13 protein-coding genes and 1 riboswitch are annotated in these 13,423 nt (G+C 53.9%); of the genes, 3 read left to right on the top strand and 10 right to left on the bottom strand.

Annotated features, from left to right (window positions below; translation table 11 throughout):
- Positions 1-2: 2 nt before the first annotated feature.
- The 4 genes from JHD74_RS13965 to fabB form a co-directional block, all read right to left on the bottom strand.
- On the bottom strand, positions 3-323 hold the full coding sequence (locus JHD74_RS13965; RefSeq protein WP_024531287.1) for a copper-binding protein: 321 nt from the start codon (positions 321-323) through the stop codon (positions 3-5).
- 70 nt (positions 324-393) lie between these two features.
- Positions 394-822 (bottom strand): hypothetical protein, encoded by a 429-nt coding sequence (locus JHD74_RS13960; RefSeq protein ID WP_199062911.1) that lies wholly within the window; start codon positions 820-822, stop codon positions 394-396.
- A gap of 191 nt (positions 823-1,013) precedes the next feature.
- The gene (locus JHD74_RS13955) at positions 1,014-2,024 is read right to left on the bottom strand and encodes a magnesium transporter (RefSeq protein WP_199062910.1); all 1,011 of its coding nucleotides are present in this window, start codon (positions 2,022-2,024) and stop codon (positions 1,014-1,016) included.
- 59 nt (positions 2,025-2,083) lie between these two features.
- Positions 2,084-2,254: riboswitch (M-box (ykoK) riboswitch) on the bottom strand.
- Positions 2,255-2,898: 644 nt separating this feature from the next.
- On the bottom strand, positions 2,899-4,113 hold the full coding sequence (gene fabB / locus JHD74_RS13950) for a beta-ketoacyl-ACP synthase I (protein WP_021806051.1): 1,215 nt from the start codon (positions 4,111-4,113) through the stop codon (positions 2,899-2,901).
- 170 nt (positions 4,114-4,283) lie between these two features.
- Between fabB and mnmC the strand changes: the two genes are divergently transcribed.
- Positions 4,284-6,305: a bifunctional tRNA (5-methylaminomethyl-2-thiouridine)(34)-methyltransferase MnmD/FAD-dependent 5-carboxymethylaminomethyl-2-thiouridine(34) oxidoreductase MnmC gene (gene mnmC / locus JHD74_RS13945; RefSeq protein WP_199062909.1), complete on the top strand. Its 2,022-nt coding sequence runs from the start codon at positions 4,284-4,286 to the stop codon at positions 6,303-6,305.
- Positions 6,306-6,499: 194 nt separating this feature from the next.
- Here mnmC and JHD74_RS13940 read toward each other — a convergent pair whose 3' ends face one another.
- The 6 genes from JHD74_RS13940 to prmB form a co-directional block, all read right to left on the bottom strand.
- A complete protein-coding gene (locus JHD74_RS13940; RefSeq protein ID WP_024529153.1) occupies positions 6,500-6,781 on the bottom strand; it encodes a YfcL family protein in 282 nt (93 codons plus the stop codon).
- A gap of 32 nt (positions 6,782-6,813) precedes the next feature.
- Positions 6,814-7,359 carry an elongation factor P hydroxylase gene (locus JHD74_RS13935; protein ID WP_024529154.1) on the bottom strand — a complete coding sequence of 182 codons (546 nt, stop codon included), beginning with the start codon at positions 7,357-7,359 and terminating at the stop codon, positions 6,814-6,816.
- Between the two features lie 75 nt (positions 7,360-7,434).
- Entirely contained in the window at positions 7,435-8,235 is an 801-nt protein-coding gene (locus tag JHD74_RS13930; protein WP_024529155.1) for a sulfite exporter TauE/SafE family protein, read from the bottom strand.
- A gap of 102 nt (positions 8,236-8,337) precedes the next feature.
- Positions 8,338-9,165 carry a penicillin-insensitive murein endopeptidase gene (gene mepA, locus JHD74_RS13925; RefSeq protein WP_021806056.1) on the bottom strand — a complete coding sequence of 276 codons (828 nt, stop codon included), beginning with the start codon at positions 9,163-9,165 and terminating at the stop codon, positions 8,338-8,340.
- 9 nt (positions 9,166-9,174) lie between these two features.
- Entirely contained in the window at positions 9,175-10,260 is a 1,086-nt protein-coding gene (aroC, locus tag JHD74_RS13920) for a chorismate synthase (protein ID WP_021806057.1), read from the bottom strand.
- Positions 10,261-10,344: 84 nt separating this feature from the next.
- Positions 10,345-11,277 carry a 50S ribosomal protein L3 N(5)-glutamine methyltransferase gene (gene prmB, locus JHD74_RS13915; RefSeq protein WP_024529156.1) on the bottom strand — a complete coding sequence of 311 codons (933 nt, stop codon included), beginning with the start codon at positions 11,275-11,277 and terminating at the stop codon, positions 10,345-10,347.
- A 182-nt stretch (positions 11,278-11,459) separates the two neighbouring features.
- On the opposite strand from prmB, the gene smrB reads away from it, so the two are divergent.
- Positions 11,460-11,990 (top strand): endonuclease SmrB, encoded by a 531-nt coding sequence (gene smrB, locus JHD74_RS13910; RefSeq protein WP_199062908.1) that lies wholly within the window; start codon positions 11,460-11,462, stop codon positions 11,988-11,990.
- Positions 11,991-12,528: 538 nt separating this feature from the next.
- Positions 12,529-13,423: filamentous hemagglutinin N-terminal domain-containing protein (locus JHD74_RS13905; protein WP_199062907.1), on the top strand; the 895-nt coding region annotated here is incomplete at its 3' end.

The following is a 13,423-nucleotide window of genomic DNA, read 5'->3' as shown; positions in this document are numbered from 1 at the left end:
CGTTAGTCTTGGCTGGCGCTGATGGCGGTCAGCTGATAGCCGCCGCCAACCTGACGGAAGCTGAACTCCACCGCAGTCCCGGCAGCCAAGGCAGGCAACGGCGGCTGAGGCTGAAGGAAATTCATGGTCATCGGCGGCCAATTCAAGGCAGGGATGGCAGGATGGGCGAGCGACACTTTCTGCTCACCCCAGGCCTTAACGGTCCCTTTAGAGTGATAGACGGCGGCGTCTTGGCTAGCATGTTGGTGATGTTGCATCTCCGCGGCGGAGACAAATGAAGAGAACATCAGAGAGATGAAAACGGCAGTGATCAGATTACGCATAACGATAGCTCCATAAAATAGACAAAAACAACTCAGGTCGCCGTGCTGGACGGCAAAGCGGTTGGTTTGGCTATTCACGGAAGCGGCAGAAGACGATCTCTGCCGGTGGGCCTGCTATCGGAGGGGTTTGCCAATCGAGGCGTAAGAACTGTGCCTGGGGCTGAGGAGCGGCAACCAACAGCTCACTGCTGGCAGGTATTACTGCCGCCAGGGCAAGATTACCGTGGTCTTGCTGTGCCGAATCTGGAACGCAGTGCTTTTCACACAGCGGCCCTTCGGCCTGCATCATCTCATTTGCTAGCGGATCGGCGGCCTGCATATGCATCGTATGCTGCGCGGCTGGCGCAACGGTGGTGAGTTGCAGGTCACAGTGATGGCTGGCAATCGCCAGTTGGCTGTTGAGCAGTAGCCAGCAGACGGCCAATAGCCATGCTGCGGCCCGCTTCTTGGCGAAGCGCAACCGATGCATAGATATTGAGATGGACGCCAAAGCCGACATGCAAAAATTCCAGAGTAAGAAACTGCGCTGAGTATATCGGCAGAAAACCCTTTCAGGTACGGAATTTACACCCGCTGACAAAGCCACCTCGGAACGATCCTGTAAACTGGAAATGCTTTGATTTCAGTCAACTACACATCTTAAAAATCCCGCTAATCATAGCAAAAAACCGGCTTTCGCCGGTTTGCATATTAATTTAGCCCCAAGGTCCACTGGGCTATTTTGAAGTAGATGATCAAGCCGGTGCCGTCTATCAGCGTGGTGATAAACGGGGCGGAGACTACGGCAGGATCCACACCGAAGCGTTTCAGTGCCATTGGGATCACGGAAGAGACAATCGCGGCCCACAGCGTAATACAAACCAGGGTCAAGCTCACGATGAGCGTAATCTCATAGCCGATCCCCATCATCCAACCACGGAACGCGCCAGCACAGGCCAACGTTAACGCGATCATCACCGAGGTCGTCATTTCCTTGCGTAGCACGCGCCCCACATCGCGCATGCGGACCTCTCCCAAGGCCATAGCCCGCACAATGGTGGAGGTGATTTGCGTACCGCTGTTACCACCTGTCCCCACCAATAGTGGGATAAAGAAGGCCAGGGCAATCGCCGCTTCCAATGACTCTTCAAAATGCTGAATAACCGTACTGGTATAAGCTTCAGCGACGAACAGCAACAGCAGCCACACGCTACGTTTTTTCCACAGCTCGAAGGAGGTCATTTCAAGGTAAGGCTTATCCAACGGCAGGCTTGCCCCTTGCATATGGGCATCCTCGGTGTTTTCATCCTCAATAATCTGCGCTATTTCGCGCTCCGTTAAGCAGCCAACCAAGCGGCCATTATCGACCACCGCCACAATATCTAAATTATTATTGTCCACCAGTTTAGCGATATGTTCACGTTCGTCCGTGGGTTTTACATGGAAGAAGGTGGTTTCCATCATATCCTTGATACGCTCGCCATTATGTTCTTCCTGCAATAAGCGTTTAACAGAAAGGACGCCCACCAGTTTAGTGCCATCTTCAATAAAGATTTGTGCGGGAATATCGTCGTTGGAAAGTTGATTAACGAATATTTTCCTGGCTTCGCCAACGTAAAGATCTTGATGCAGAACAAAGACTTTTTTGTTCATATAACGCGCGATGGCGTCGTCTTCAAAGTTGGTATTTTGGTAAAGGTCTTGCAATACAACATGTGACATTCTAGATACTCCCGATTGAAAGATGGAGTCTCATAGAGGCGACAAGACAGGACAGCGAAAGCCGATCCCCACGTCTTGGGTTTAGCACTATACAACGTATCCCCAGAGGGAAGTTACCTTAGCAATGCCTTGATTCGGCTAATGCTTGTTTTACCCTTGGTGGCCTCTCTCGATGCCATTAGAGCGGTAACTTGTGTTCGTATAGGAGCCTCGCCATAACGAGATCGTAAAGCTAGATAAAGCGTGGGCATTATGCCGGGTTTTATCTGATAGAGATAAAAAACGGAAATGTTGTTTATACGTTATTTATATGAAAAGCAAAAAATTAACATAATAAAAACATTATTATCACAGTATTTTTTAAGTTAAACGAAAAACGCAGCCTCGTTTAATTTAATAATGGCTGTTTTATTTTTGATAAATAATATGCTAGAGAATCGTACTTTCAGGAGTTTTGTTTAAGCGTTATTTAGAATTACACACGGACCTGTCCCACAAGCAACGCCATTAATGACCCAGCCCTGACACCTATTATTGATTTTACAAAAATATAAAAATACTGACTCACGCTGACATTTCAAGGCGTATTTTCACTCTATCAACGTCGATTAAATATCATATTTATCCCATTAACGACCTGAATAAAGTGCCTATACTGCAAATAGATAATGAGGAGAATAACCTTGGAAAACTTAAAGCGCAGCATCATTGCGCTAACCCTTTTAACGGGGCTGATTGTGGCACGTTTCTATTTCTTCAGCTGACGCTTTATTGAACGAAAGCAGAATGTCGAACTGAAGCATTCCATCGTCTAGAAAACAAAAAAATCGGGTACGTCTTTAACGTACCCGATTGATAATATGACGCCCTACGCTTACTTCTGCAGTTTACGCATTACCAGCGTGGCGTTGGTGCCGCCGAAACCGAAGCTGTTGGACATGACCGTGGTCAGCTCACGCTTGGTTGGCTCGGTCACGATGTTCATGCCAGCCGCCTTCTCATCGAGGTTATCGATGTTGATGCTTGGCGCAATGAAGCCGTGCTCGACCATCAGCAGGCTATAAATCGCTTCCTGCACGCCCGCCGCACCCAATGAGTGGCCAGTCATGGCTTTGGTTGAAGAGATAGCCGGGGTGTTATCGCCAAAGACTTCACGGATCGCGCCCAGTTCTTTCACATCGCCGACCGGCGTGGAGGTGCCGTGTACGTTCATGTAGTCGATTGGGGTGTCTACGCCCTGCATTGCCATCTTCATGCAACGCACCGCGCCTTCACCCGATGGAGCCACCATGTCGGCACCGTCTGAAGTGGCACCGTAACCGATGATTTCCGCATAGATATGTGCGCCGCGAGCCAGAGCATGTTCCAACTCCTCAACCACGACCATGCCGCCGCCGCCTGCGATAACGAAACCGTCACGCGCTGCATCATAGGTACGGGAAGCTTTCTCTGGCGTGTCGTTATAGCTGGTAGACAGCGCGCCCATGGCGTCGAATTCGCAGGCCATTTCCCAGCACAGCTCTTCACCACCGCCAGCAAAGACGACGTCTTGTTTACCCAGTTGGATCAGCTCAACGGCGTGGCCGATACAGTGTGCTGAAGTTGCGCAGGCAGAGCTGATGGAGTAGTTCACGCCGCGAATTTTGAATGGCGTAGCCAGGCAGGCAGAAACGCCTGATGCCATCGCCTTGGTCACCATGTATGGACCAACGCCACGCAGGCCTTTGGCGCGCATACCGTCAGAACCCGCAACCTGGTTACGTGGAGAACCACCACCGGAACCGACCACCAGACCGGTGCGATCGTTGGAAACCTGATCGGCTGCCAGGCCGGAATCTTGAATCGCTTGTTCCATGGAGAGATAGGCGTAAACCGACGCGTCGCTCATAAAGCGCATCACTTTACGGTCAATCAGACCGGTAGTGTCGAGTTTAACATCACCCCATACGTGACTACGCATGCCGGAATCTTTCAGCTCCTGAGAGAAGGTGATCCCAGAGCGGCCTTCCTGCAGACTTGCCAGGACCTCCTGCTGGTTGTTACCAATGCTGGAGACGATTCCCAGGCCAGTAATCACTGCACGTTTCATTCAAGTACCTCTTCCACAATTTACATTCGGGATTTTGCATCGCACTTTAGCGTACAGATGTACGCCGAACAAGTCCGATCAGAATAATTTTGCATTATCTTTACCCAGTTTGCACCTCGGGGCTACCCCCGTTAAAATCGCTTTATCCCTTGAATTACGAGCAACCTACCGTGAGCAATGCCCCCATCCAAACCGCAGCGTTAAGCTGGAATGAACAAGGTACACCTGTTTCGAAACAGTTTGATGACGTCTATTTTTCCAACCAGGATGGGCTAGAGGAAACCCGCTACGTCTTTCTGGGGGGCAACCGGTTGCCACAACGCTTCAGCGATCACCCACGCTCACTGTTTATTGTGGCAGAAACCGGCTTCGGTACCGGCCTGAATTTTCTCACCCTGTGGCAGGCCTTTGCCCATTTTCGGCAGGAGACACCCGCAGCAAGTTTGCGGCGCCTGCATTTTATCAGCTTTGAGAAATACCCGTTGCAGTTGGACGATCTGGCGGCAGCCCATGCCCAATGGCCAGAACTGGCCCCCTTTGCCGATGAACTTCGCGCCCAGTGGCCTTTGCCGCTGCCAGGGTGCCACCGCCTGCTGCTTGCCGAAGGGCAGATCACGCTCGATTTATGGTTCGGTGACGTCAATACCCTGTTGCCACACTTTGACGCCAGCATGAACGATCAAATTGACGCCTGGTTCCTGGATGGCTTTGCGCCGTCCAAAAACCCCGATATGTGGAGCGAACCGCTGTTTGCCACCATGGCGCGTTTTGCCCGCCCAGGCGGCAGCTTTGCCACCTTCACTGCCGCAGGGTTTGTCCGCCGTGGATTGCAGCAGGCCGGGTTTGAGGTCAGCAAATGCAAAGGCTTTGGCCAGAAACGCGAGATGCTCACCGGCCAGCTCCCCGCCGACACCCCGGCAAGCGTCAATCCAAGCCCGTGGTTCCTTCGCCCGGCAGCGGAGAATACCGACGATGTCGCCATTATTGGCGGCGGCGTAGCCAGTGCGCTCACCGCATTGGCCTTATTGCGCCGTGGGGCCAGGGTTAGCTTGTATTGCGCCGATGCACAGCCTGCAGAGGGAGCATCCGGCAATCGCCAGGGGGCGCTGTACCCATTGCTGAATGGCCGGGGCGATGCGTTGGAAAACTTCTTCTCCGCCGCCTTCCCCTTTGCCCGCCGCCAGTATGACGCCCTGCTGCAACAGCAGGTTGAGTTCGATCACCAGTGGTGTGGCGTCAGCCAATTGGCCTATGACGAGAAAAGCGCGGGGAAGATCGCCAAGATCCTGGCCGTTGCCTGGCCGCATACTCTGGCACAACAGGCCGATCGCGCTACGCTTAGCGCCCTGTGTGGGATCGATACGGAGTTTGGTGGCATTCACTATTCGCTCGGGGGATGGCTGTGCCCTGCTGACCTGACGCGTGCCGCGATTGCCCTGGCCGAACGGCAGGGATTGGTTTGCCACTATCTGCATACGCTTTCCGATCTGAACCGCAATGATGAGGGTTGGCAGTTGCATTTTGCTGAGGGTGAAACTCACCAACATGCGACGGTGATCCTGGCTAACGGGCACCAACTCACCACTCTGTCACCTAGCGCCGCACTACCGGCATATGCGGTGCGCGGCCAGGTTTCACATATTCCCACTACGCCAATCTTAAGTGAGTTAAAGCAGGTACTGTGTTACGACGGTTATCTGACGCCGGTGAATCCTGGCAATCAGCAGCACTGTATTGGTGCCAGCTACCTGCGCGGTGAATCAAACACTGAATATAGCCAGGCAGAGCAAGAAGAGAACCGCGATCGCCTGCTGCGCTGTCTGCCAGCACAGAACTGGACGCAAGAGGTGGATATCAGTGGTCAGCAGGCACGCTGTGGCGTACGCAGCGCTACGCGAGACCATATGCCGATGGTCGGTGCCGTGCCGGACTATCAAGCCACTCTGGCGCTGTATGGCGATTTACAGCTGCAACGCCAGCGCGGTGAAACAATTGCCGATGCGCCAATGTATCCGGGGTTGTTTATGATCGGAGCCTTGGGCTCACGCGGCCTGTGCTCGGCGCCGTTGGCCGCGGAGATTTTAGCGGCTCAGCTGTTTGGCGAACCCTTACCGGGGGATAGCGAGATGTTGGCAGCGTTAAACCCAAACCGCATGTGGGTCAGGAAGCTACTGAAGGGACGCGAGGTATAATGGCTCCCCTCACCCCAACCCTCTCCCACAGGGAGAGGGGGCTGTACAGAGTGGCAATTAGGTACAGAGTTTAACCTGTTGCACGTTTAATTCTCTTACTCATTGATGTGACGCTGCGGGCAGATTACTGGAGTAAAACTGGGGCACAATCGGTCCCCTCTCCCTGTGGGAGAGGGTTAGGGTGAGGGGGCGTTTTACTCAGTCGGCAACGCTGTCTGATATAGGTTTTCCCACATGCCCAGCACCAGTATCTGATCCGGCGGGGAAAGCTCCCCGGCCTTGATGGCCTTGTCCAGGCTGCTCTGCACCCGCACCTTGAGCTGCTCGGCGCTGTGTTCGGCATGTTCTTCCGATTCCGCCACCGCCAAAGTCAGATGACCGCGCAGGTAGCCACCGGCAAACAGTTCATCATCGCTGGCGTGCTCTACCATGTCATCAATCAGCGCCAGAATGCGCGCTTCAAATTCTGCGATCATCAAATTTCCTCGTTAACAAACAGACTCTGGCCTCAGAGATCTTCCGGGTAGGGAAAATGCTCGGCCGCCAGCGGAGGCGTATTGTAAAACGATTGCAGCGCCTGAATAAAGCGCGCAGGTCGTGTGGGTATTCCCCGTTCCAGCAATTCCAGCACTCGGGTACGGACTTTACGCTGAAAACCGATGCGATCCGGCTCGCAATCTCCACTGAGATTGTCGCAACTGACGTTGAACGGGAAACCGGCCGCCACGCAGAACATCCACTCCAGCGCCTGCGGATTAATCTCAACCGCCTCGAATTCACTCTGCGTCTGGGCATCGCGCCCATCCGGGCAATACCAGTAACCGAAGTCCACCAGCTTGCGGCGTTCTGCTCCGGCGATGCACCAATGGGAGATTTCATGCATGCCGCTGGCATAGTAGCCGTGTGCAAAGACGATGCGATTATAAGGCAGCTCATCATCGGCAGGCAGATAGATAGGCTCATCGTCGCCTTTGACCAGGCGGGTATTGAACTCATCGCTAAAACACTGATTAAAGATTTCAATCAGTTGCGGATACTGGTGTGTGTTTGGCATAAAAAACTCAAATAACCACAAAATTAAGGAGGCCATTATAGCCGATATCTCTCGGCTTGCCGCCCCTTTGAAATGTTAAAAATGCAACGCCAACCACTGCTGGATTTCCGCCCCGTGATTGTCGTACAGCAATTTGCAGCTCATGATCAGAGACACTATCACGATCATCGGCCGGATCAGCTTCTGGCCCTTGGTCAGCACCATGTGCGCCCCAAGACGGGCTCCGAACACCTGCCCTACCAGCATCACCAGACCAATACTCCAGATCACTTGGCCGCCGATAATAAACAGCACCAGGCTGCCCAGATTGGAGGTGAAGTTCAACACCTTGGCATGGGCGGTCGCCTTGGCCAGGTTAAAACCGCACAGCGTCACATAGGCCAAGGCATAGAACGAACCGGCTCCTGGCCCGAAGAAACCGTCGTAGAACCCTACGCAGCCCCCAGCTACCAGGCCAAAGGGTAACGCCCCCAGCCGACGCTGGCGATCGTTTTCCCCCAGCCGTGGCGTCAGCAAGAAATAGACGCCGATACCAATCACCAACAGCGGCAGCATCTGCCGCAATATATCGGCACGCATGTGCTGCACTAGGAGCGCGCCGATCACTGATCCCACCAGCGTCAGGAAGATGGTCAGCTTCTGGGTATTAAGATCGACAGCGCGACGGCGAACAAAGTACAGGCTGGCGGAAAACGATCCCCCAACCGACTGCAATTTATTGGTCGCCAGCGCCTGGGTTGGCGGGACGCCAACGGCCAGCAGAGCCGGTACGGTCAACAGCCCACCACCACCGGCGATCGAATCAATAAACCCGGCGAACATTGCTACCAAAAACAGAATCCCGAGCAATTCGGGACCTAATACCAGCCCATCCATAAGTCGTCTGCCTGCAAAAGTGGAGCCACTTTGTTTGCCGCACACACTACGCCTTAAAACTCAAAAAATAAACGCCCCATTCGAGGCGTTTTCATCAGGCTATCAGCGATTGGCGAAGTGGCTATCCAGCAGCGCCTGACAGGTTGGCGGCAGCGGTGGTGGCTCTTTCTTGACCGGATTGGCATTCGGCTGATGCGGTTTGAACCAACTGGCCAACTCGGCACCACAGCCATCACCCACCGGCGGCGCATCCTGATCCAGACACTCCAGGCTACCCGCCGGGCAACGCAAGCGTACGTGCATATGCGCACGATGCCCAAACCAAGGCCGGACCTTATGCAACCAACCGCGATCGGCACCGGCATCCTGGCAAAGACGCTGTTTGATCGCCGGGTTAACGAAGATCCGCGTCACTTCGCTGTCCTGCGCCGCCATCTTGATCAAAGATTCGATTTGCGGCTGCCACTGGCGATCCACTACTTGCTTACCGTCGCCAGAGACCAGATCGATCGGCTGCGGTTTCAACAGTTGCTGAGCGCTCCAACGTTGGCGCGGCAGCTGCAACCAGATGTCCACGTCCAAACCGGATTGGTGGCTGGCATGGCCGCTGCTGAAGCGCCCACCGGCTGGCATTGCCATATCGCCGATCAACACCGTGCCCAGTGCTTTCTGGTTGGCCTGGCTGCTCAGGCGTTGAATAAACGCCAGCAGGTCAGGATGGCCGAAGTAGCGCCGCTGGTCGGTACGCATCACCTGATAATCCGGTGAGTTAAGCGGCAACGGATGCGCCCCGATAATACAACCATTGGCGAAACCGCCAACGGCCTGTGCAGTTCCACTGACCGGATGGTCAATCTTTTGCCACGGCGTTAACGCCAAGGCAGAGCTGGAAGCGATCAACGCAGCGAAGCCCAGCAGCCATTTTTTCATCGTAGTCCCTTACCAGCGTGGTACGTCGGAAATCACATCACCGTTTTGCGCACGCTGGCGCAGCAGATGATCCATCAGCACGATCGCCATCATCGCTTCGGCGATCGGCACAGCACGGATCCCGACGCACGGATCGTGGCGGCCACGGGTGACCATTTCCACCGCTTCACCCTGACGGTTGATCGTACGGCCCGGCACCATGATGCTGGAGGTCGGCTTCAGCGCCAGATGGGCAATCACCGGCTGACCGCTGCTGATACCACCAAGAATGCCGCCAGCGTGGTTGCTCTGGAAACCTTCAGGGGTGATTTCATCGCGGTTTTCGCTGCCACGCTTGGTGACCACGGCAAAACCGTCGCCAATTTCTACACCTTTGACCGCATTGATGCTCATCAGCGCATGCGCCAAGTCGGCATCCAGACGATCGAATACCGGCTCGCCCAACCCTACCGGGACGTTTTCCGCCACCACGGTCACTTTGGCACCGATGGAGTCGCCCTCTTTTTTCAGCGCGCGCATCAGTTCGTCCAGAGCTTCAAGCTTGTCCGGATCCGGGCAGAAGAACGGGTTCTGCTCAACCTGATCCCAATCTTTCAGCTCGCAGCTCACGTCGCCAATCTGCGCCAGATAGCCGCGCACCTGTACGCCAAACTTCTGCGCCAGATATTTTTTGGCAATGGCACCGGCGGCAACGCGCATCGCGGTTTCACGCGCCGAAGAACGGCCACCGCCGCGATAATCACGCACGCCGTATTTCTGTTCGTAGGTGTAATCGGCATGGCCAGGGCGGAACACATCTTTGATCGCGCCGTAGTCTTGCGAGCGCTGATCGGTGTTTTCGATCATCAGGCCAATGCTGGTGCCAGTAGTGACGCCTTCAAAAACCCCGGAGAGGATACGCACCTGATCCGGCTCGCGGCGCTGGGTGGTATAGCGCGAAGTGCCGGGGCGGCGACGATCGAGATCGTGCTGCAAATCAGCTTCTGTCAGCGGAATACCTGGCGGCACACCGTCTACGATACATCCCAGCGCCACACCGTGAGATTCACCAAATGTGGTGACGCGGAAAAACTGCCCAATACTGTTCCCTGCCATCACGGCTCCTTACCGTTGGTTGTCATCCCGTTCGCGTGCAAACGGGGCATACAGGCCCACACTATGGCGAGCCCAGGTTGTTGGTTAGCTGCGGTAGAGGCTGAAATGATCTTTACAGTCAATCAGCTGCTGTTTCGTCAGCATGAAGACGCCGTCCCCGCCGTTATCAAACTCCAGCCAGGTGAACGGAATATCCGGATATTGTTCCATCAGATGTACCATGCTGTTGCCCACTTCACAAATCAGCACGCCGTCGTCGCTCAGGAAGTCTGGCGCACAGGCCAGAATGCGGCGCACCAGCTTCAGGCCGTCGCTGCCTGCAGCCAGGCCAAGTTCCGGCTCAAAGCGGAACTCTTGCGGCAGATCGGACATGTCTTCCGCATCGACATACGGCGGGTTGGTGACGATCAGATCGTATTGGATCGCGGGGACGTCACGGAACAGATCGGAGCGGATCGGGATCACCTGATGTTCCACGCCGTGCGCCTGAATATTACGCTCGGTCACGGCCAGCACGTCGGTAGAGATATCTACCGCGTCCACTTCCGCTTCCGGGAAGGCATAGCCACACGCGATAGCAATACAGCCACTACCGGTACACATATCCAGGATATGGCGTGGCGGATGGGGGATCAGCGCGCTGAAGCGGTCGTTGATCAGCTCACCAATCGGTGAACGCGGTACCAGCACGCGCTCATCGACATAGAACTCCAGGTCGCAGAACCAGGCTTTATTGGTCAGGTAAGCAACCGGGATGCGCTCGTTGACACGGCGGATCACTCGCTCAACGATGCGGTGACGCTCGCTGGAGGTCAAACGCGCAGTGCGCATATCTTCAGGAATATCCAACGGCAGGAACAGGCTGGGCAAGACCAATTGCACGGCTTCGTCCCACGGGTTATCGGTTCCGTGGCCATAGTAGATATTGGCGGCGTTGAAACGGCTTACGGCCCAGCGCAGCATATCCTGAATGGTGTGCAGCTCATTCACTGCTTCTTCGACGAAAATTTTGTCCAATTTGCCCTCCGGCAGGCGCGATGATTCATGATTTAGCCCCGTAGTTTGCCATGAAGCCTGCGACAAATCAGCAGCAATAGCAGCGTAGCAGCATTCTGGTTGGCATTCAGTGCCAGTTTTGCGTCGACAGAAACCTTCGAGCAGGTAAACTAGCGCGATAAATGATAGGCGACGAGCGAATAATGAAGAATAAGCCCCCTCTGAGCAAAGATGAATTATTGCTCTTTAGAGAGTCGGTAGCTGGAGCAAAGAAGCTGCCGCAGGACACCATCGTCCACCCAAAACCTAAAATGAAAACCAAGCAGCTCGCGCCGCAACGCCTGTTGCAAGAGCAGGTGGATGCCAGCTTTTACTTTTCCGATGAGTTTCAGCCGCAGTTGGAAGATGAAGGCCCAACGCGCTATGTGCGTCCCGGCTACAGCCACTATGAGTTGAAGAAACTGCGTCGTGGGGACTACGTGCCGGATCTGTTCCTGGATTTGCATGGCTTGACACAGATGCAGGCCAAGCAGGAACTCGGGGCGATGATCGCCGCCTGCAAGCGTGAGCACGTGCATTGTGCCTGCGTGATGCACGGCCACGGCAAACACATCCTCAAGCAGCAAACGCCGCTTTGGTTGGCGCAACATCCGGACGTGCTGGCGTTCCACCAGGCCCCCAAAGAATGGGGGGGTAACGCAGCAATACTGCTGTTGATCGAACTAGCAGAATAGCGATATAAAATGGCACTTAGCGGTGCCAAATAATCCGCAGTGACGGTTCCAAGAAGGGGGCCATGAGTTGAGAACGACCTTGACGAAATAGCCCCTCCCCATCCTGGCAAAACCTAAGATCTCTCCCCAATACCATACCCACTTAAATACCCCAAATACTTTTAATCTTGAATTTCAAATAAAACATTTGTTTTAAATATACTTAAAACAAAAATCATTGATGTAATTTAAAATTCACGAGAAAGATCCTGTATTAACGCCAAAAAGTAGACAGGGAAAATATTACAAGTAGAATGCGCATTTTGTTAAACGCAGATAAAGCGTAAACATTGTCATCCGCGGTTAATAGCTACTACGAATAGCCACATGGCAAATATAGCACCTTGAGCTAATCAAATAATAGCCTATACCTCCTGCACAACTGGGGGATGCTCCCTCATGCTTGACAGAAATGAAGTCGGTTGCAAAACCTTTTTCCACCAGTTCGGCTACCCATATTGATAGCCTTTGCATTTCAAATATTATAGGAAATAATATTATGACCCTAAAAAACAAACAGAAACCGTTTTTTGCCAAACTTTCGCCAATTTGTTTCTTTAGCCTGCTGGCCTTACAGGGAGTAACCGTTGCCCACGCCGCTATCGTTTCCGCCCCAGGTGGCCCATCGCTCGGTGCCAGCTCCATCAAGGGCGGTACGGTTATCGACATTAATAAGCCCGGCAGAGGGGGCGTATCTCACAATATCTATAACCAGTTTGACGTAGACCGTGGTGGAGTGGTGCTAAATAACAGCGCACAAAATTCAACGACCCAGGTGGCGGGTGCCATTAACGGCAACAAGAATTTAGCCAACGGTGCCGCCAACGTTATCCTCAATGAAGTCAACTCCGCTAAAGCCAGCCAACTCAACGGTATGATTGAGGTAGCAGGTCAGAATGCACAGGTTATTATTGCCAACCCATCGGGGATTACCTGCAACGGCTGCGGTTTTATCAACGCCAATCGTGCGACCTTGACCACGGGCAAGGCCTCGGTGGCTAATGGCCGCGTCCTCGATTACGTTGTCAACAAAGGTAAAATTACCATTACTGGCGATGGCTTGCAGAGTTCCAGCGCCAACTATACCGATCTAATCGCCCACACCGTTGCCATTAACGCCGACGTGCAGGCCCAGGATCTACGGGTCACTTATGGCCAAAACCGCGTTAATGTCGACAACACCAAAGCCACCCTGCTCTCTGCTGCTCGTCAGTCTGGCATAGGCCTTGACGTGTCCAACCTGGGCGGCATGTACGCCAACAAAATTACGCTGATCGGTACCGGCAATGGCGTGGGCGTGAACAACGCTGGCACCCTCGCCGCTTCCGTTGGCGATGTGACCATGAACATGAACTGTCTCTTATACACATCTCCGAGCCCACGAGACAGGAGGT

The sequence above is a fragment of the Serratia sp. ASV30 genome (assembly GCF_016428815.1).
GTDB classification, from domain to species: domain Bacteria; phylum Pseudomonadota; class Gammaproteobacteria; order Enterobacterales; family Enterobacteriaceae; genus Chania; species Chania fonticola_C.
Note: the sequence above shows the minus strand (reverse complement) of the source record. Positions and strands in the feature narration are given on the sequence as shown.